This is a genomic window from Lactimicrobium sp. (assembly GCF_036453465.1).
Lineage (GTDB): Bacteria > Bacillota_I > Bacilli_A > Erysipelotrichales > Erysipelotrichaceae > Bulleidia.
The window spans coordinates 18,305-36,898 of the sequence record NZ_JAZHUW010000012.1; the positions used below are offsets into that span (position 1 = coordinate 18,305).

18 protein-coding genes and 1 tRNA gene are annotated in these 18,594 nt (G+C 49.3%); 7 read left to right on the plus strand and 12 right to left on the minus strand.

All coding sequences use genetic code 11. The features are described 5' to 3' along the window. Window positions 1-2 precede the first annotated feature (2 nt). A complete protein-coding gene (priA, locus tag SOI44_RS04560; protein WP_331348043.1) occupies window positions 3-2,171 on the minus strand; it encodes a replication restart helicase PriA in 2,169 nt (722 codons plus the stop codon). An 87-nt stretch (window positions 2,172-2,258) separates the two neighbouring features. On the opposite strand from priA, the gene proB reads away from it, so the two are divergent. From proB to proC, 3 genes are read left to right on the plus strand one after another with little or no spacing between them, the layout of a single operon-like run. After that, on the plus strand, window positions 2,259-3,041 hold the full coding sequence (gene proB / locus SOI44_RS04565) for a glutamate 5-kinase (RefSeq protein ID WP_331348044.1): 783 nt from the start codon (window positions 2,259-2,261) through the stop codon (window positions 3,039-3,041). Further along, window positions 3,038-4,279: a glutamate-5-semialdehyde dehydrogenase gene (locus tag SOI44_RS04570; protein WP_331348045.1), complete on the plus strand. Its 1,242-nt coding sequence runs from the start codon at window positions 3,038-3,040 to the stop codon at window positions 4,277-4,279. The genes proB and SOI44_RS04570 overlap by 4 nt, the downstream gene beginning before the upstream one ends. Beyond that, window positions 4,276-5,088 (plus strand): pyrroline-5-carboxylate reductase, encoded by an 813-nt coding sequence (gene proC, locus SOI44_RS04575; protein ID WP_331348046.1) that lies wholly within the window; start codon window positions 4,276-4,278, stop codon window positions 5,086-5,088. Before SOI44_RS04570 ends, proC begins: the two co-directional genes overlap by 4 nt. Before the next feature lie 66 nt (window positions 5,089-5,154). Here proC and SOI44_RS04580 read toward each other — a convergent pair whose 3' ends face one another. The 9 genes from SOI44_RS04580 to sufC form a co-directional block, all read right to left on the minus strand. Further along, window positions 5,155-6,462 (minus strand): CpXC domain-containing protein, encoded by a 1,308-nt coding sequence (locus tag SOI44_RS04580; protein ID WP_331348047.1) that lies wholly within the window; start codon window positions 6,460-6,462, stop codon window positions 5,155-5,157. 118 nt (window positions 6,463-6,580) lie between these two features. Then, window positions 6,581-7,801, minus strand: coding sequence for an MFS transporter (locus SOI44_RS04585; protein WP_331348048.1), 1,221 nt, complete (start codon window positions 7,799-7,801; stop codon window positions 6,581-6,583). Between the two features lie 103 nt (window positions 7,802-7,904). After that, window positions 7,905-7,976 (minus strand) — tRNA-Val (locus SOI44_RS04590). Between the two features lie 10 nt (window positions 7,977-7,986). Further along, entirely contained in the window at window positions 7,987-8,535 is a 549-nt protein-coding gene (locus tag SOI44_RS04595; protein ID WP_331348049.1) for a 5-formyltetrahydrofolate cyclo-ligase, read from the minus strand. Then, window positions 8,528-9,946: a Fe-S cluster assembly protein SufB gene (sufB, locus tag SOI44_RS04600; protein WP_331348050.1), complete on the minus strand. Its 1,419-nt coding sequence runs from the start codon at window positions 9,944-9,946 to the stop codon at window positions 8,528-8,530. Before sufB ends, SOI44_RS04595 begins: the two co-directional genes overlap by 8 nt. Further along, window positions 9,943-10,398 carry a Fe-S cluster assembly sulfur transfer protein SufU gene (gene sufU, locus SOI44_RS04605; protein ID WP_331348051.1) on the minus strand — a complete coding sequence of 152 codons (456 nt, stop codon included), beginning with the start codon at window positions 10,396-10,398 and terminating at the stop codon, window positions 9,943-9,945. The genes sufB and sufU overlap by 4 nt, the downstream gene beginning before the upstream one ends. Window positions 10,399-10,410: 12 nt before the next feature. Continuing rightward, entirely contained in the window at window positions 10,411-11,631 is a 1,221-nt protein-coding gene (locus tag SOI44_RS04610; RefSeq protein ID WP_331348052.1) for an aminotransferase class V-fold PLP-dependent enzyme, read from the minus strand. Further along, window positions 11,619-12,425, minus strand: a complete 807-nt coding sequence (locus tag SOI44_RS04615) for a SufD family Fe-S cluster assembly protein (RefSeq protein WP_331348053.1) — start codon at window positions 12,423-12,425, stop codon at window positions 11,619-11,621. Before SOI44_RS04615 ends, SOI44_RS04610 begins: the two co-directional genes overlap by 13 nt. Then, on the minus strand, window positions 12,422-13,264 hold the full coding sequence (gene sufC, locus SOI44_RS04620) for a Fe-S cluster assembly ATPase SufC (RefSeq protein WP_108774063.1): 843 nt from the start codon (window positions 13,262-13,264) through the stop codon (window positions 12,422-12,424). The genes SOI44_RS04615 and sufC overlap by 4 nt, the downstream gene beginning before the upstream one ends. 218 nt (window positions 13,265-13,482) lie before the next feature. Between sufC and SOI44_RS04625 the strand changes: the two genes are divergently transcribed. From SOI44_RS04625 to SOI44_RS04640, 4 genes are all read left to right on the plus strand, one after another. After that, complete coding sequence (locus SOI44_RS04625) at window positions 13,483-14,538, plus strand: peptidylprolyl isomerase (RefSeq protein WP_331348054.1); 1,056 nt, start codon at window positions 13,483-13,485, stop codon at window positions 14,536-14,538. After that, window positions 14,538-15,488 carry a hypothetical protein gene (locus SOI44_RS04630; protein ID WP_331348055.1) on the plus strand — a complete coding sequence of 317 codons (951 nt, stop codon included), beginning with the start codon at window positions 14,538-14,540 and terminating at the stop codon, window positions 15,486-15,488. Before SOI44_RS04625 ends, SOI44_RS04630 begins: the two co-directional genes overlap by 1 nt. Window positions 15,489-15,614: 126 nt before the next feature. After that, window positions 15,615-16,010, plus strand: coding sequence for an HIT family protein (locus SOI44_RS04635; RefSeq protein WP_331348056.1), 396 nt, complete (start codon window positions 15,615-15,617; stop codon window positions 16,008-16,010). Further along, window positions 16,010-16,513 carry an NUDIX hydrolase gene (locus tag SOI44_RS04640; protein WP_331348057.1) on the plus strand — a complete coding sequence of 168 codons (504 nt, stop codon included), beginning with the start codon at window positions 16,010-16,012 and terminating at the stop codon, window positions 16,511-16,513. Before SOI44_RS04635 ends, SOI44_RS04640 begins: the two co-directional genes overlap by 1 nt. 23 nt (window positions 16,514-16,536) lie before the next feature. Here SOI44_RS04640 and SOI44_RS04645 read toward each other — a convergent pair whose 3' ends face one another. Beyond that, window positions 16,537-17,283 (minus strand): type 1 glutamine amidotransferase, encoded by a 747-nt coding sequence (locus SOI44_RS04645; protein WP_331348058.1) that lies wholly within the window; start codon window positions 17,281-17,283, stop codon window positions 16,537-16,539. Further along, on the minus strand, window positions 17,274-18,590 hold the full coding sequence (locus tag SOI44_RS04650) for a MurT ligase domain-containing protein (RefSeq protein ID WP_331348059.1): 1,317 nt from the start codon (window positions 18,588-18,590) through the stop codon (window positions 17,274-17,276). Before SOI44_RS04650 ends, SOI44_RS04645 begins: the two co-directional genes overlap by 10 nt. Window positions 18,591-18,594 lie beyond the last annotated feature (4 nt).

Sequence of the window (18,594 nt, forward strand, 5' to 3'; positions counted from 1 at the left end):
AGCTACTCCAGTACAAGTGGATTGACATCCACCTTGATGCGGTTGATGCGGCCGCTGCTGTCACTTTGCAGCAGTGCTGCCGTATCATGGCGCATTTCCTCCAGATTCTTTCCTTTGAGAATCACCCGGCAGCGGAAAAGATCCCGCAGCTTCAAAAGTGAAATAACACCGATCGTTTTATAGTTTCCATGCAGATTTTCCCGCAGCCATACAGCATCCCGCATGGCCTGGCGTTCATTGGCACTGGCCACAGTCAAAGAGATGAGATAGGTATAGGGAGGATACTGGCCGGCATGGCGGAACTGCATTTCATGCTGAAAGAAGGAACGGTAGTCCTGTCTGGCCGCACACTGTACAGCATAGTGATCCGGATCAAAGACCTGGTATACGGCTTCCCCGGCATCTTCCCCTCTCCCGCTGCGGCCGGCTGCCTGCATCAGCAGATCGAAGGCACTCTCACAGCTGCGGAAATCATTTCTGGCCATACCGGCATCACCATTGATGACACCTACCAGCGTGACATCGGGATAATCCAGTCCCTTGGCAATCATCTGGGTGCCAAGCAGTATGTCTGCCTCGCCTCTGCCAAAAGCAGCCAGCAGTTTCTGATGAGCATCCTTGCGGGAAGTGGTATCGGCATCCATACGGATGGTACGGGCAGAAGTAAACAGGCGGTGTACTTCTTCTTCCAGTTTTTCCGTGCCAAAGCCATAGGTCATGAAACCCTCCTGTGCCCCGCAGGAGGGACAGCGCTGCGGCACTTTCATCACGGTACCGCAGGCATGGCATTTCAGCAGGCGTTCATCCCGGTGGTATGCCATGGCCAGCTCACAATGCGGGCAGAGAATCACTTCCCCGCAGGAACGGCAGCGCAGCTGGGGGCTATAGCCCCTTCTGTTCAGCATCAGAATGACCCGCTTCTTTGCCGCAAGCACCGCTGCCATCTTTTCCTGCAGAGGACGGGAGATAATGCCGTCTCCTCCAGCCTTCATTTCCTGTTTCATGTCAATGATTGAAACACGGGCCGGCTGCTGGTTGATTCTTTCATCCAGCTCGACAAGATGGTATACCCCGCGCAGTGCCCTTGCATAGGAATCCAAGGATGGTGTGGCAGAGCCAAGCAGAACCATGCAGTGATGGTATTTTCCGCGCCATATGGCAATATCGCGGCAGTGATAGGCTGGCATGCTGTCCTGTTTGTAGGAGCTATCATGTTCTTCATCCATCACAATCAGGCCAAGATTGACAAAGGGCAGAAAGACAGCACTGCGCGTACCGACAACAATGCCCGCCCTGCCGGATCTCACTTTAAGATACTGCTCATATTTCTGCTGAGCATTGAGGCCGCTGTGATAGATGGCAGCCGCTGTGCCAAAGCGGGAAGTCACCCGCTCCACCATCTGTGGTGTCAAAGAGATTTCCGGCACCAGGATCAATACCTGTCTGCCAAGGGCTAGCTGTCTGGCCGCAAGGTGCAGATAGATTTCCGTCTTGCCAGAGCCTGTAGCACCCCGCAGCAGGGTTACACCATCCGGATGAGAAAGTATCTCATCCATGGCTTTCTGCTGGGCAGGTGTTAACTGCAGGCCTGGTCTGCACTGTATCTGTACCTCTTCACTCTGCCGCTGTACTTCTTCCACCACTAAAGCACCAAGCTCAATGAGCTTCCTGGCCTGATTGGGATATTTCTGGCGCAGCAGATGGTATGGCATGCGGCCGGCAGCCTGTACATACTGCCAGGCTTCCAGCTGCTTTGGTGTCAAGGATGTTTCCTGATCTGAGACTTTGACCCAGCGCTCTGTAACTGCCCTTTTCTCACTGGCAGAAAGAGATGGCTTGATGATGCCCGGCAGCATGCATGAAAAACAGGATATGGTGGGAGACAGTGTCATTTCTTTCATGGCAAAGGCCAGCTCATGGAGTTCCTCAGAAAGCAAAGGTTCATGGTCCAGCACGGAAGACACCATTTTCACCTGATAGCCAAGCCGCTTTGCAATCTGGGATGATGATTCCTGTGTTTCCTGTACACTTTCCACAAAGCCGATGGTGCGGCGGTGATTGAAATCAACCATGACACGGCACAGCGGCTGTACTTCCTCTGTGCATAAATAGGTAAATGTTCGATCGATGGAACGAACGGGATGTTCGATCCAGCACTCCAGTATTCTCATGGCCTTATCTTACTATTTTTGCAAAGACTCTGCACAGGTGTATCAGGCAGGTGTGTATAATAAGACACAACAGGAAAGAGGTATTTCATGAACGCATGGAAACGTATTGTTGTCAAAGTCGGCACATCAACAATCTGCCGCAGCGACGGCACGCTGAATCTGCGCAAAATTGAGCGTTTTGCCAGAATTCTGACAGATCTGAAAAATGAAGGCCATGATGTGATTCTGGTGACATCCGGTGCCATCATGGTCGGTGCCCATAAAATCGGCTGGGGGAAGCGGCCGGCTACCATAGCTGGCAAGCAGGCAGCTGCGGCCATCGGCCAGTGCGAGCTTATGTCGATCTATGACCGCTATTTCATGGAGTACGGATCCACGACTGCTCAGCTGCTGCTGACCAAAGATGTGACCGAAAATGAAGAGGCCCGCAACAACGTGATTGCGACCTTCCAGGAACTGCTCAAAACCCATGCCATTCCGATCATCAATGAGAATGACTCCATTGCCACCGAAGAAATCGTCTATGGTGACAATGACACCCTCTCTGCTGTGGTGGCTTGTCTTTGTGATGCAGATCTGCTGATTATTCTGTCTGATATCGAAGGGCTCTATGAAGCCGATCCCAGCATTCATCCGGAGGCACGGCTGATTCCGGTCGTGCATGATCTGGATGCGGTGATCAAGGCAGCCGGCGGCTCCCATACTGAAAACGGCACCGGCGGCATGGTAACCAAGCTGCATGCCGTATCCATTGCCGCAAAGCAGCACATCCCGGTCATCATTGCCTCGGGCGAAGATCCTCATATTCTGTATGACATCAGTGACGGCCATCAGCGCGGTACACTGTTTGAGATTGGAGATGCAAAATGAAAGTACTGGAACAGGCAGCCAGAGCAAAGCAGGCATCAAGGAAAGTCAGACAGCTTCCCCTTTCAATGCGCAATCAGATCCTGAAAGATTTTGCGGAAAATCTGCGCAATCATACAGAGCCCATTCTTGAAGCTAACCAACAGGATATGGCCGAGGCAAAGAAAAACGGAATGCGCCAGTCCATGCTGGACCGGCTTGCCCTGGATGAGGCCCGCATTGAGCAGATGGCTGTTGGCATTGAAAAACTGATAGACCTGGCAGATCCGTTAAACATTATCCTGGAAGACAGAGTACTCAAGAGCGGTATTCATCTGCAGAAGATTTCCGTACCGCTTGGTGTGGTGGCAATTATCTATGAAGCACGGCCCAATGTGACTGCAGACTGTGCAGCATTGTGTCTGAAAGCAGGCAATGCCTGTGTGCTCAAAGGCGGCAAAGAGGCATGGCGTTCATCAAATGCCATCATAGCCTGTGTCAAGAAAGCACTGCATGACAATGGTGTTTCTGAAGACAGCATCATGCTGTGTGATCCGATCTCCCATGAGGAAACAGATGCCCTGATGCAGGCACGGGAATCGATTGATGTATTGATTCCCAGAGGATCCAGAAGACTGATTCAGGCAGTGGTTGCCAATGCCAAAGTGCCGGTGATTGAAACCGGAGCCGGTGTGTGCCATGTGTATGTGGAAAATACAGCGCAGCCAGAAATGGCAGACAGGATCATCGTCAATGCCAAGTGTCAGCGTCCATCGGTATGCAATGCCATGGAGACACTGCTGGTAGAAAAACAGATTGCCACAGCATATATTCCACACATTGCCGCCATCATGCATGCGCATGGTGTCACCATGTATGGCGATGCGCAGAGCTGTGCGCTCAGTGACCTGATTATTCCAGCCAGAGAAGACAGCTTTGATACCGAATATAACGATCTCATCATGAATGTGGGCGTTGTGAAGGATACGCTTTCAGCAATCGAACATATCGAAAAGCATGGCACCCATCATTCCGATGCCATCATCACCGAGAATGATGCTGAAAAAGAGCTGTTCTTTGCCGGGGTTGACAGTGCCTGTGTCTATCACAATGCCTCTACCCGGTTTACCGATGGCTTTGAATTCGGACTTGGTGCCGAGATTGGTATTTCTACCCAGAAACTGCATGCCCGCGGTCCGATGGGACTGCAGGCTCTGACAACCTATACATATCACCTGGAAGGGAAAGGAGAAATCAGATGAGAACAACGAAGAAGTACATGCTTGGTTTTATCGGCTGCGGCCACATGGGTATGGCAATTGCCCGCGGTGCTGTTGCCAAGGAGTATCTGGAAAGATATCAGCTGGTTGTGTATGACCACCATGATACCAATATGAAGACAGCCAGAGGAGAACGCTTCGGGCTGGCAGAGGATGAGGCAGATGTGGCTGAAAATGCCCATATCGTTCTGCTTGCCGTCAATCCTACCCAGGCTGATGCCGTGCTGGAAAAGCTGAAAGAGCATAAACCGGAATGCCTGCTGTCTATTGTGACAGGGCTGTCCATTGCCCATATCCAGAATATCCTTGGCAAAGATACACAGGTCATCCGGGCCATGCCGAATACACCATTACAGATCGGGGAAGGCTCCACTGCCCTGTGCAAGTCTGAGAACTGCAAGGCAGATGAATATGACTTCATCTTCCAGATGTTTGCCGGCATGGGTGTTGCCCGCACCATTCCGGAGGAGCAGATGAATGCGATTGTGGCTGTTCATGGTTCTGTGCCTGCCTATGTGTATTACTTCATTGAGTGCATTCTCAAGGATGCTGTATCCCGCGGCATTGATGAGGAAGCTGCCCGTGCCCTGCTTGTGCAGACTGTGATTGGATCCGGCAACCTGCTGAAACAGAATGCCGGCAAGCCGATTGAAGAGTTCATCAATGAAGTTGCCTCCAAGGGCGGTACTACCATTGAAGCCATTAACACCTTCAAAGAACTCAATCTTGCTTCGATTATTCATGAAGCAGATGAAAAGTGCGTCAAGCGTGCTGAAGAACTGTCACATTGAGAAAGAAGCGTAAAAGCCGCCATGGGATCATTAAAGTGATCCCAATGACGGCTTTTTGCTTTGGTATCAGACAATCGAAGACGACTTTCTCAATATTTCTGCCTGCCTGACTTTTGCGTCCTGTCTGCATTCCCGATACACATTCTCACAGCTGTCATACAGCCAGGAATCGCCGCTTTCTTTCATTGGCATGGAAAGATAACGGTCTGCCAGCTTTTCTGCCTTTTCAAGATCATGATTTATCAGATACAGATCAACTTCACTGGCTGCCACATAGGCACTGCCCGGCTCTTCCTTCTGCCACTGCTGCAGATACTGCTTAGCCGCATCCATTCCTTCACTGTAGTAGATGCATTCCAGAATATTTCTTTTGAGATTATGATAGGCGAGCCGCTCCCCATCCAGATTGATTTCCTTCAGCTGCAATTCACTGAGTTTCCTGGAATAGTCATAGGCTCGGGCATTGTTCAGAATCATGTCAAGTTCTTCGAGCCAGTTAGGCACATACTCATCATAGGGATCTTCCTCGATATCAAACAGAAGCTTGTCGTTTTCATCTTTCTTTGCATGCTTTCTGATGATTGCCCAGATCTTATCAAAATTCTTCTTGAGATAGGCAGCTGCCGAATCATCATAAAGATTGCCCTCCAGCTCATAGAGCTTATCGACAAAGGCATTGACTGCATCTGTGTCATCAAGCTCATCCAGCGGAATCTCATCCTCCAGAACAAGATCCTGATGTTCCTGGGCAAACTTCAGCAGATTCTGAGCCCAGTTCTGGTCAACTTCCAGACAGCTGCCCGGATAGTTGTCAATGTAAATATCAAATTCATTCTCCAGCTGCTCAATCTTCAGTCTATTGAAAGCCAGTGCCTGTGCCTCCACAATTCCTTCTGTTGTATAAGGAAACAGCCCATCAGATTCACTGCCATCCTCACAGACGCCGACATTGAACAAATAGCCAAGATACTCCGGATGTTCTTTATGGTGCAGATCAAACATCAGTTTTTTAAAGATCTCAATGATTCTGTCATCATAGCCACTGTCAAAAATGAGTGCTTTCTCACTGAAGGAGCGGGTGTCTCTGACAATCCGGTCAATGCCTTCTTCTTCCGCTTCCTTCACAAACTTCTGATAAGCCGCATCATCTGCTGCATAGGCAATAAATTTATCCTGAGACAATTCATGATAGACAGTACTGTACGGAATCTCACTGTCTGTTTTGCAGAACGGACAGCGGACATGAAAGAACATTCCCTGAAAAATCTTCTCCCGCACAGACTGTTTTGCACTGTCAAATGCCGGATAGCGTTTTACCTTGATGGACTTGCCGCATACTGGACAAGCAATACGATCCACTTTATATGCTGTCATGATACATTTCCTCCCAGGTTTCTGCTTTGATTATCTCATACGATACAGATCCGTCCAAGTGCTCACAGAATCAAAAAAAGATGCCTGCCGCATTACTGTGGGTAAGCATCTTCTGACATCAAAGAGAACGGATCGTTTCTTTCGGGAAACGCTTTGGATCGGTTGCAAGGAAAATCAATACAAAAGCAATGATATTTGCCACCAGGCCAACCCCAAGGATGACCGGAATGGATACCCTCTCCAGCAGGAAGCCGCCGATCAGGTTGGCCAGCATCATACAGATACCGCCGGTCGCAATTCCCATGATGGCCTGTCCTTTGGCAATATCGCCAACGCCGACAATCCGATAGACGTAATAGACAGCTGCGACCTGATAGAAGCCGGAATACAGAAGATGGGCAATGTTGCACCAAACAAAGAAATGGATGCCTGGAGAAATCAGGAAGAGAACAGCTTTCAGGATACCGCCGAAGGCAGAGATTCTCAGCATGGTATCGGCACCGATGCGGCCCATCAGATTAGTGCCGAACATGACCGCAGGGATTTCCGAGAATGCCATGACGGCAAAGGCAAGTCCCATGTCAGACTGGCCGCCGCCAAAGTATCTCACAAAATAAATCATGTATGTACCAAGCAGTGAGTTGAGGAACCATTCCAGAATGAAACCTGCCATCAGCAGTTCAAACCGATGATACTTCTGAAAGAATTCCTTCATGGTGCTTGGCTTTTCATCTTTCAGAATTTCATTGCCGGCAATCGGTTTACTGACCGCAGCCGAGGGAACCGGAAAACTTGCCAGAACCAGCAGCAGGATGAAATAGATGACCATGTAAATCGGCAGAATAATCTCAGCCCCGAAGTGTTCGGTCACATTGCCCATGATCAAGGCGCCGGTGGCGTAGCCAAAGGATCCCATGGATCGAGCTAAGCCAAAGTTCATGTTGTAGCCATGGTTGGTAAACTGCAGGCACAGTGAATTCAGCAATGGTGCAATGCTGGACTGCAGTGTAAAGGCAACGGTGTAGAACACCAGTGTGGATGCATAGTTTTTCGGAAAGATCTTCAGCATGGCAAAACATGCCACACAGGCAATGAAAAAACCTGCGATCATATACTTCAAAGGACGTTTGGTACGGTCGGCAATATCACCGGATACCTGCTGCAGGATGCAGCTTGCCAGTGCCCCGGCAGATGTGATGCCGCCGATGGCAGCCGTGGAAAAGCCGCGGCCGGCAAGAAAAACAGCCGCAAAGCTGTTGATAATCAGGTAATCAATCCAGAATCCGGCCTGGATGATGCCGTAGCGGAATGTTGGTCCATTTCTTACAGTTTCTGACATAGCCCCACCTCGAACAGACATATATATTATGGTCCCTTCAGAGAACCTGCAAGCATAAAAAAAGGATTCATCAATCATTACGATCATGAATCCTCATCATCAGTGGAGAATATGGGGTTCGAACCCATGACCCCTCGCACGTGAAGCGAATGCTCTCCCGCTGAGCTAATTCTCCGCTGACTATTTTACCATGGTTTCACAAATATGGAACCCTTTTCCGTCACAATCCCATCCAGCGTGACATCATGCGGCTCCACATCAATTTCAGCCATCTGCTGCACAGAATAGGCCACACCAATCTTGTGTCTGGCACGGTTCAGGACACTGTCATAGTACCCTTTTCCATAACCCGTGCGATGGCACTGGCTATCAAAAGAAGAAAGCGGCACAATGAACAGATCCATCTCCTCTACCGGCTTGATCGGTGTATCAACAGGTTCCTGTACACCGAACCTGGATGTGGCATATACCGTATTCGATGTAATCTGATGAAAGATCAGAGTGCCTTTGCGTACCACCGGGGCATAGACATGAATGCCTTTTGCATAGCAGGTCTGGATCAGCGGATCAATATCCACCTCTTCTCTCATGGGCAGATAGACACCAATACAGGAGATATCATCCAGGTATGGCAGCAGCTTCTGAACAATTGCCATACTCATTGCTTTTCTTTCACGGGATGACAGTGCCTTTCTTGCCTGCAGGCCGGCCTGCCGGGCAGCTTGTTTATCCAATGGAGTCAGTCATGTCGATCTTCAGAAGCTGATTCAACTCGACTGCATATTCCATCGGCAGCTCACGTGTGAACGGCTCCAGGAATCCCATCACAATCATTTCCGTTGCCTGGGCTTCACTCAGGCCGCGGCTTTCCAGGTAAAACAGTTCATCCTGGGAAATCTTGGAAACGGTTGCCTCATGTTCAATGGTGCTTGTCGCATTCTCATTGATATTCAGCGGAATGGTATCACTGCGGCTCTTCTCATCCAGGATCAATGTATCACACTCGATCTTGGTCTTGGAGAAGTCTGCCTTCTTGCTGAAACGGATCCAGTCACGGAAGTTGGTTACGCCGCCATTGCGGGAAACCGACTTGGAAACAATGGAACTGGATGTATGCGGGGCAAGATGAATCATCTTGGCACCGGTATCCTGGAACTGGTTATGAGAGCCTACGGCAATGGAAATACACAGGCCATGGGCATATTCACCTGCCAGGATGCAGGCCGGATACTTCATGGAAATACGGGAACCGATGTTGCCGTCAATCCACTCCATGGTGCCATGGGCATCGACCTTGGCGCGCTTGGTAACCAGGTTCAGAATGTTTCCAGACCAGTTCTGTACGGAGGAATAACGGCACTTGGCACCCTTGCCGACAAAGACTTCAACAACTGCCGCATGCATGGAATCCTTGGAATACTGCGGTGCTGTGCATCCTTCCACATAAGAGCATTCCGCACCATCATCAACAATGATGATGGAACGCTCAAACTGTCCCATGGATTCGGAATTGATACGGAAATAGGACTGCAGCGGTTTCTCCAGCTTAACACCCTTTGGTACATAGATGAAGGATCCGCCTGACCATACGGCACTATTCAGTGCTGCCAGCTTATTATCCGTAGGCGGCACAATGGTCGCAAAGTACTTTCTGAACAGTTCCGGATATTCACGCAGACCGGAATCAATATCCAGGAAGATGACGCCCTTCTGCTGTACTTCATCCAGCATGTTGTGATAGACAGCCTCGGATTCATACTGGGTTGTCACACCAGCCAGATATTTGCGCTCTGCCTGAGGAATACCAAGCTTTTCAAAGGTATTCTTGACTTCTTCCGGCACTTCATCCCAGCTCTTTTCCGCTTCATTGGAAACGGTCTTAAAGTAGGTAAAATCCTGGAAGTCAATCTCGGACAGATCCGGTCCCCACTTTGGCATAGGCAGTTTTTCAAAGGTATGGAAGGCCTTCACTCTGAATTCTGTCATCCATTCCGGCTCATGCTTATACGCAGAAATCTTTCTGACAATGTCTTCATTCAGACCTTTGCCAGTATCAAAGACTGCTTTGACATCATCGTCATGGAAGCCGTATTTATAATCATCCTGCGAATAAATGGCCTCATTGTTGCGGTTGGCTTCGCTCATTTCTTCGCCTCACTTTCTTCAATCATTTCCTGCATTGCTTTCCAGCCGATCGTTGCACACTTGATGCGGTTGGCCTGCTTGTAGACGTTCTTCATGGCAACTGCCTCTTCCAGAACATCCGGGTCATACTGCTTGTTTTCAATCATCGCAAAGTAATTGGCAATGATCTTCTCTGCTTCCTTGACACTCTTGCCCTTGAGCAGATCTGTCATCATGCTGGTGCTGGCTGTAGAGATCGTGCAGGCAATGCCATCAAAGCGGATATCCTGAATCACACCGTCCTTGATCTTGCTCTGTACAGTAATGTCATCGATACAGCTGTCACTGGCCATATGGCGTGACTGGTAACCGGGATCCTTGGTCAGTTCATGGTTATGGGGATACTGATAGTGATCCATGATCAGCTCACGCAGAACTTCCGGATCATTCAACAAACTGTTTTCATCACTCATCACATTCACCTCTTAAAAGAAGATCCCGACCGCATTCTCAAGGTTGATGTTCTTAGCCTCTTCCACAAAACGGTCCACTTCATCTTTTGTATTGTAGAAATACAGAGAAGCACGGATTGTCTGGTCCGTACCGATGACATTGTGCAGCAGCTTTGCACAGTGGTTGCCGCTGCGCACCGCAATATTCTTACTGGCCAGATAACCGGCCGCATCCTGGGCAAAGACACCCTTGGCATTGAAGTCTATCGGGCCGTATTCATTGTCCGGATTATAGAGCACAATGTTATCCAGCTGCTGCATCTTCTCACAGAAGTATGCACGCAGCTCTTTCTCATAGGCATGAATGTTGTCCATGCCGAGGGACATCAGATAATTGGCAGCTGCTCCGGTGCCGATCACACCTTCAATATTCGGCGTGCCGGCTTCAAACTTCACCGGTGTTTCCTTGAGAATGCAGGAACCATCATTGGCAAAGCGCGCATTCATATCGCCGCCCATGATCATCGGACTCATGCGGTCCAGCAGTTCCTTCTTGCCATAGAGAATGCCAACCCCGCCGGGTCCGCACATCTTATGGGCGGAGAAGCCAAGGAAGTCGATATCCGCATCACGGACATCCACTTTCATATGCGGTACACTCTGGGCCCCGTCAACGATCATATAGGCACCATGTTTGTGGGCAATGGCACTCATCTCCTTGATCGGCTGCACAGAGCCAAGCACATTGGTTACTTCTGCAACAGAGACTGCCCTGACACCCTCATGGAAACACTTCTCATAGTCTTCCAGATGAATATTGCCTTCCTTGTCAGTCGGAATATATTCAAAGCGGATCCCGGCTTCCTGCTGCAGGCGGAACCATGGCAGCACGTTGGAGGCATGTTCTGCTTCCGAAATCAGCACCACATCCCCCTTCTTCAGGAAATCATGGCCAAGGCCCCAGGCAATCTGGTTCATGGACTGGGTCACATTGTGAGTATACACAACTTCCTTGGGATCACAGTTGATGAACTTTGCAATGATACTGCGCACACCGTCATACAGACGGTCATTCTCCGCGGCAATGGCATAGTCACCGCGGTGAACGTTGGAAGTATGTCTGGTGTAGAAATCTGTTACCGCATCAATCACACACTGCGGTTTCAGGGAAGTTGCCGCACTGTCGAAATAGATCAGATCGGGATTGTTCACGATCATCGGAAAGTCTTTTCTGATTTTCTCTACATCGAGCATAATGCGTTCATCTTCCTTTCCATTTCCTTGGCCAGCATTTCCTGCAGCTGCGGATTGTCCAGAGTTCTGGCAATCGGCATCAGATAGCCGGAAGAAATCAAAGATGTGCACTGTGACCGGCTCAGGCCGCGGCTCATCATATAATACATCTGGTCTTCATCCACCGTACCCATGCTCAAGGCATGGCTTGCCTGCACATCATCTTCATCAATGAGCAGCTCCGGCAGAATCTCAGCACGCTGACCCTGGGCAAACGCCAGGGCACGGCTTGTCTGGTGGGACTGGGCGCCATGGGCACCCTTGACGATCTTGCCAATGGCATCAATCATCAGATTGCCCTTTTCCAGAACAACGGCATAGTTCTTGATATCGCCATAGGTATCCGGTGCATAGTTGACAACCTGCATGTTGTAGTTCTTGCGGCAGTTGACAAGCGTTGCACTGGAAAGCAGTGCCTTGGCATGGTTCTGGCGCAGAGCAACATAGACATTGCGGTCTGTTTCCGCCTGATTGCACTCGCCATAGGCAACCGTCAGATCACCACTGCCCATGACTTCATGCGACTCATCCACGCTCAGCTTCTGCTCGGTATTGTTCCAGAAAAGATAGGAGATTTTTGCACCGGCTGCGGCATAGGTGCGGATACGCAAAGCACCGCATCTTTTAATCGATACAAAGACATCGCTCTGTTCACTGCCGCGGAAGGTAATCTCCAGATCACGGTCTGAATCAATCTCATAGGAACTGTAGCCAGGCTGCAGGGCGATATCCATATTGACATGGATCGGCGTCATTTGCGCGCAGCTCCTTCGGCGGCCTGACGAACCGCACATGTACCAAGGGAAACAGGCTGTACTTTCTTCTCTTCAACCTCAGCTGCCGGCTGAGCACCTGTTTCAGCATAGATCCAGTCATAGCCTTCCTGGTCAATCTTTCCAGCCAGATCGCCTTCACCGTTCATGACAATGCGGCCATCAACCAGAACATGTGTGAAATGCGGTTGAATCTGCTCATAGAATCTTTCATAGTGGGAAACAACCAGCAGTGACATACCTGTTTCCTTATGCATCCGGTTGATCGCATCAGAAACAATCCGCAAGGCATCCACATCCAGGCCGGAGTCCAGCTCATCCAGCATCGCAAAGCTTGGCTTGAGCATTTCCATCTGGACAATCTCATTGCGCTTCTTCTCGCCGCCGGAGAAGCCTTCATTCAGGAAACGGTGGGCAAGATCCGGCTTCATCTGCAGATCATTGATGGTCTTCTCCATCTCTTTGATAAAGGTAAACAGCGGCACCGGCTTGTCACGGCGCACATTCATGGCTGCTCTCAGGAAATCGCTGTTGGTAACACCGGGAATCTCCTGAGGATACTGCATGGCCAGGAACAGGCCTGCCTTGGATCTTTCATCCACCGGCATTGCCAGTACATCTTTGCCATCATATGTAATGGAGCCCTGGGTCACTTTGTATTTCGGATGGCCCATGATGGCAGCCAGCAGTGTTGACTTGCCGTTGCCATTGGGGCCCATCAGTGCATGTACTTCTTTTTCATTTACCGTCAGATCGATTCCTTTCAGAATCTCCTTATCCTCAACGGAAACATGAAGATCTTTTATCTCGAGAGTTCTCATAATTCCTCCTGTTTTTCAACCGTGCATGATTATAACATCAATTTACTAGGAAATGTTGGCAGACGCTTTGTCCCCTATTCAAGGCATTTTATCGTGTTTTTCCATACATTCGGTCAGAAGGAATGTGAAAGAAAATTCAGACAGGCTAAATTGCAAAAAGATATATGCTATTTTATAATGATTTAGCGTTTTTTTCATAATGAATTAAAGGAGGCTCTATGGGCAAATTCTTGAAAAAGAACTGGTTCGTAGCACTGATCATCGTGATTTTTGCATGCATCAGTGTGTATTACATCTACGATACGAACAAGGGAAAACTGAAAGGAAAGACTTCCGATGGCGAAGGCGTCGTATATTCGGTGAATGATACCGATGAGACGGCTTCCCAGTTCTATGATGATCTGTACAAGTCCAGCGGCAATAATGCTGCCCTGTCACTGTTTCAGAAAGCTGTTGCGGACAGTTCCTACAAGACAACCAAGGAGATCAAGACAAAGGCTGAGTCACAGGCCGAGTCCATCAAGTCCAATTACAGTTCCAGCTATGGTTCCAGCTCTGAAACACAGCTGGCCAGCGATCTGGCTTCCACCGGCTACACGGATCTGACAGATTATCTGATCACGCAGATCAAGCTGAACAAGGTAACCGGCGAATATGCAGCCAACCATTTCGATGATCTGCAGATCCGGGAAGTATCCTATATCCTGATCAAGTTCACTGATTCCAGCAACGTCACAGATACACCGACCGATGATGAGCAGTCCCGCATGGATGCTGTAGATGCAGCACTGTCAAGTGGCACAAGCTTCTCTGATGCAGCAACACAGTATTCTGAAGACACATCCACAGCCAGCAACGGCGGCCTGCTGGGTGTCATCGATAAGAACACAACGTCACTTGATTCCACCTTCCTGTCTGCTGCCCTTGCCCTGAATGAGGGTGAGACATCTGACTGGGTCAAGTCCAGCAGTTTCGGCTACTTCAAGATTTACTGTGATGCCTCCACAGCAGATACGCTGGAATCCAATGGCAAGGTTGATTCTCCGTATGAATCTCTTGTTTCAACGTATGATACAACGCTGCAGAACACCGCAATCTGGGCAAAGGCTCAGGAGCTTGGCATTGATTTCAATGGCAACGATGATCTTGAGAAAGAGATCAAGGCTGCCTATGGCGTTGAGGATGATTCAACTGATGCAGGTGCATCTGCTTCTCCGGAAGCTTCTGCCTCTGCATCCGCGAGTGCATCTGCCACTGCAGGAGGTACAAACTGATGCTGAAAATGAAGAAAGCAATTGTGGCTGGTGCCGCTGTGGCAATGGCTCTGACACTGGCTGGCTGCAAAGATGCAAGTGCAAAACTGAAGGACAGCTCCACCGTCCTGTTTACGGTCGGCAAGAAGAAAGTTACCAAAGGCAATGTGTATGAGACCATGGTAAACATGGCCGGTGCTTCCACTGCCATTAACAATGCGACCACTACCATCGCTTCCCAGGAAGTTGAAATTACCGACGATATCAAAGCCCAGGCACAGTCTACTCTGAATACATACAAGTCCATGTATGGTGATACCTTCACTTCTTATCTGAAGCAGTCCAACATGAGCGAGGATGATTATCTGAATGATTATCTGATTCCTTCGCTGCTGGCTTCCCAGCTGACTGACAAGTACATTGAAGCCAAGTGGGATGATCTGATCAGTATGTACAAGCCGTGCAAAGCAACGGTACTGTCCTTTACCAGCCTTGATGATGCCAATGCGGCTCTGGATGAGCTTAAGGCAGGTACATCTGATGCGGCCACAGCTGCTTCCAACCATAACAGTTCTTCCGATGGCACATCTGAGATTTACACAACCCAGTCTTCTTCTCTGGATTCCATGGTCAGAGCAATTCTTTCTTCCCTGACACCGGATGATGGCTGGAATGAGGTTACCGGATCAGACGGCAGTACATATTATCTTGTCAAGGTAGACAGCAATGATACTGACAGCATGCATGATGATATCGTCTCTGCCCTGTCTTCCATCAGTAATGTCTCCTCCGATGCAACGACATACTTCTTCCGCAAGTATAAGTTCCATGTGTATGACATTACGCTGTACAATGCCATCAAGGCATCCTATCCTGACAATCTTGTTCAGGATATGGCAGAATCCACTGCTTCTGCAGAGGCTTCTTCCTCTGCCAGTGCAAGTGCTTCTGCATCATCATCCAGCAATTGAGCGCAATGCACAGGAAGTGATTTTCACTTCCTGTTTTTTTTTGTGGCGCAGCCATCATTCATACGCCATGAATGCATATCAACCGGCAGGCAGAATGTTATAATAAGAGCCAGGAGGAAATGAATTATGTGTGTATTCTGCGATATCATTGCCCATAAGATTCCATCAAAGGTTGTGTATGAAGATGATGATGTGATTGCGATTCTGGATATTTCTCAGGTTACCAGAGGGCATACAATTGTCATGCCAAAGAAGCATGTCAGGAATATTCTGGAGGCTGATGATGAGACCGTTGCCAAGGTGATGGCTGTCACGGCAAAGCTGGCCCGCCAGATTGTGAAAAATACTGGTGCCATTGGTGTGAATATTCTCAATAACACAGGTGAAGCTGCCGGTCAGTCAGTTGATCATATGCATGTGCATATCATTCCGCGCTACGGCAAGAATGATGCCTGCCATTTCACATTCGGCAAGAGTGCACCGCAGGATCTGGATGAAGTGCTTAAAGAGGTCAAGGGGTAATGCCGACGGCTCTCTATTACCTGCATGATCCCTTTGCCCCGGATCCAAACTGTCCTACCCGCTTTGGTTCTGCCCTGGTAATCAGTGCAAAAGGCAAGATTCTTCTGGAACAGCGGGCTGACAATTTCCGCTGGGGGATTGTCTCCGGTGATCTGCATGATACCGAAACCTTCCGTGACTGTGCGATCCGCCAGGCGATCAAGGAGACCGGCATTCATCTGTACCATGACCAGCTGAATGAACTGAAGGTATTCGATGATCCAAGCCGGATTGTATCCTTCCTGGATGGCAATATTTACCGCATTGTCTCCTTTGCCTTCTTTGCCGATCTGGATGAGATTCCCCAGACGACTGTAGGCAAGGGTTCCATTGAGCTGCGCTGGGTAGATCCACATGATCTGCCTGACTATCAGTTTGCCATTACCCATCAGGAAATTCTGGAGTACTACCTGCTGAAGAAGAATCTGCATATCACCCTTCCGCAGCCATCATTCCTGCAATAGAAAAAGAGGGCGCTGCCCTCTTTTCATCTGCCTTCCTTCTCCTTGATACCAAGCCTTTCCAGCATCACATCTCTCGCCTTGTTTTCCAGCGTATCATCCAATGGTGCCAGATCTACCCTGCCATAGCGCTTCCGCAGTCCTCTGGCAATGATATGATCCGCAATCTTTGGATTCTTTGGCAGCAGCGGTCCGTGCATATAGGTAGCCAGCACATCCTCATTGACAAAGCCTTCCCAGCCGCCGTCATATGTGTTGCCATGGCCTTTCAATACTTTTCCAAATGGTGAAGATACCTGCATGGTCTGACCGCCGTGGTTTTCAAAGCCGACGGCATCAAATTCTTCCCCATCCATCCTGGCCCGGATGGCAATATTGCCAATGCAGCGGTGGTCACGGTCACTGGCCTCCGTATAGTAATCAAAGAAGCCAAGTCCCTGGATCATGCCGCCATCCTGATCGCGGTAATACTTTCCAAACAGCTGATAGCCGCCGCAGATCAGCAGAAAGGCCGTATGTTCCTTCATGGCAGCGGCGATCTGATCCCGACGCGCAACCAGATCGTGATAGATCAGTTCCTGCTCATGGTCAGCACCGCCGCCCATGAAGAAGATATCATAATCCGGAATATTTCTTTTCTCTCCGATTGTACACGTGTCAATGGTGCACTGAATGCCCCGCTTTTCACTTCTGACACGCAGCACTTCGGCATTGCCTTTATCACCATAGAGGTCCATCAGGTCATGGTACATCCACAAAATTTTCAGTTCCATTTCTGTGCCTCCTTTGCCAGCAGTGCTCTGGTGCTGTGCAGGGCCGTATAGGTAGAGATCACATAGCTGTCAAGATTGGCATCATCCAGCCATTTCACAGCTTTCTCGGCACTTTCTTCCACATGAATCCGATCTTCCAGCCCTTCATACTTCAGCCGCAGCGCCATGTCATAGGCACGCGTCCCGCTGCAGACAATCGTCTTTACTTCCGGCACATTCAGCCGTTCAAAATGGGCATCCCAGATCCAGCTCACATCATGGCCGTCCTGATCATTGTCATTGAGCAGAATCAGAACATTCTTATCACCAGGACGGTTGAGAATATACTTCAGCACTTCATTGGTGCCGGTAGGATTTTTTGCCAGGTTGATGATACATGGCTTTGAGAGCCTGAACAGCTCATTGCGCCCTTCTTTCATGACAAAGCTGCCAAAGACCTTGTTGGCAAAGGAAGAATCAATGCCATATACCTTCATCACCGTAAGTACGGCAGCACAGTTATAAACACCGTAGATCGTATTCACAAATGACTTATAGGAATGTCCATCTGCAGTAAAGGTACCATTCTGGAAATCTATATCCGTGACTTCAATATCATACGGCACTTTGCCAAAGCCATCATTGGGACACCAGAACTTTCCAATATGGGAATACTGGTAGTATTCATAATGCAGACGGTTTCCGCAGATCGGGCAGAACTTGCCTTCACTTGCTTCATTGGTCTTCTCCTGTGACAAAGAACAGCGGTCCACGGCAAAATAATGCTTTCTGGCCTTTTCTGCATTCAACCCGATGCGCAGGACATTGGGGTCATTGCCGTTGAGGATCAGGTCTTGCGTAAAGTCCTTTGTGACATCCATGATTTTGCGGATGATGGTCTCCATTTCCCCTGCTCTGTCCAGCTGGTCCCGGAAGAAGTTTGTCACAACCAGAGCAGTAGGATGCAGATTGGCAAACTGCCGGTACAGGGTCAGCTCATCGACTTCAATGACAGCGGCGTCTGCCTGCACGTGATAGTGCATATCACTGTTGGCTGCCAGCAAAGAGGCAATGCCGACATTGAGATTGTCGCCGCGGGCATTGTTAATGACCTTGAGACCGGATGCACGCAGGGACTGAGCAATCAGATTCTGGGTTGTGGTTTTGCCATTGGTGCCGGTCACCAGAATGACAATTTTCGGCATCTGGAAGCGGGCAATGAAGTCATGATCCATCTTCAGTGCCAGAGTGCCTGGAAAGGAACCGCCCCTGCCTGCCTTTTTCAACAATGAAGAGACACCTTTTACAAGTGCTAGCCGCATATCCATATGC

Coding starts and splice junctions, on each gene's coding strand:
- priA (WP_331348043.1), bottom strand. CDS start 2,171: ATGAGAATACTGGAGTGCTGGATCGAACATCCCGTTCGTTCCATCGAT.
- proB (WP_331348044.1), top strand. CDS start 2,259: ATGAACGCATGGAAACGTATTGTTGTCAAAGTCGGCACATCAACAATC.
- SOI44_RS04570 (WP_331348045.1), top strand. CDS start 3,038: ATGAAAGTACTGGAACAGGCAGCCAGAGCAAAGCAGGCATCAAGGAAA.
- proC (WP_331348046.1), top strand. CDS start 4,276: ATGAGAACAACGAAGAAGTACATGCTTGGTTTTATCGGCTGCGGCCAC.
- SOI44_RS04580 (WP_331348047.1), bottom strand. CDS start 6,462: ATGACAGCATATAAAGTGGATCGTATTGCTTGTCCAGTATGCGGCAAG.
- SOI44_RS04585 (WP_331348048.1), bottom strand. CDS start 7,801: ATGTCAGAAACTGTAAGAAATGGACCAACATTCCGCTACGGCATCATC.
- sufB (WP_331348050.1), bottom strand. CDS start 9,946: ATGAGCGAAGCCAACCGCAACAATGAGGCCATTTATTCGCAGGATGAT.
- sufU (WP_331348051.1), bottom strand. CDS start 10,398: ATGAGTGATGAAAACAGTTTGTTGAATGATCCGGAAGTTCTGCGTGAG.
- SOI44_RS04610 (WP_331348052.1), bottom strand. CDS start 11,631: ATGCTCGATGTAGAGAAAATCAGAAAAGACTTTCCGATGATCGTGAAC.
- SOI44_RS04615 (WP_331348053.1), bottom strand. CDS start 12,425: ATGACGCCGATCCATGTCAATATGGATATCGCCCTGCAGCCTGGCTAC.
- sufC (WP_108774063.1), bottom strand. CDS start 13,264: ATGAGAACTCTCGAGATAAAAGATCTTCATGTTTCCGTTGAGGATAAG.
- SOI44_RS04625 (WP_331348054.1), top strand. CDS start 13,483: ATGGGCAAATTCTTGAAAAAGAACTGGTTCGTAGCACTGATCATCGTG.
- SOI44_RS04630 (WP_331348055.1), top strand. CDS start 14,538: ATGCTGAAAATGAAGAAAGCAATTGTGGCTGGTGCCGCTGTGGCAATG.
- SOI44_RS04635 (WP_331348056.1), top strand. CDS start 15,615: ATGTGTGTATTCTGCGATATCATTGCCCATAAGATTCCATCAAAGGTT.
- SOI44_RS04640 (WP_331348057.1), top strand. CDS start 16,010: ATGCCGACGGCTCTCTATTACCTGCATGATCCCTTTGCCCCGGATCCA.
- SOI44_RS04645 (WP_331348058.1), bottom strand. CDS start 17,283: ATGGAACTGAAAATTTTGTGGATGTACCATGACCTGATGGACCTCTAT.
- SOI44_RS04650 (WP_331348059.1), bottom strand. CDS start 18,590: ATGGATATGCGGCTAGCACTTGTAAAAGGTGTCTCTTCATTGTTGAAA.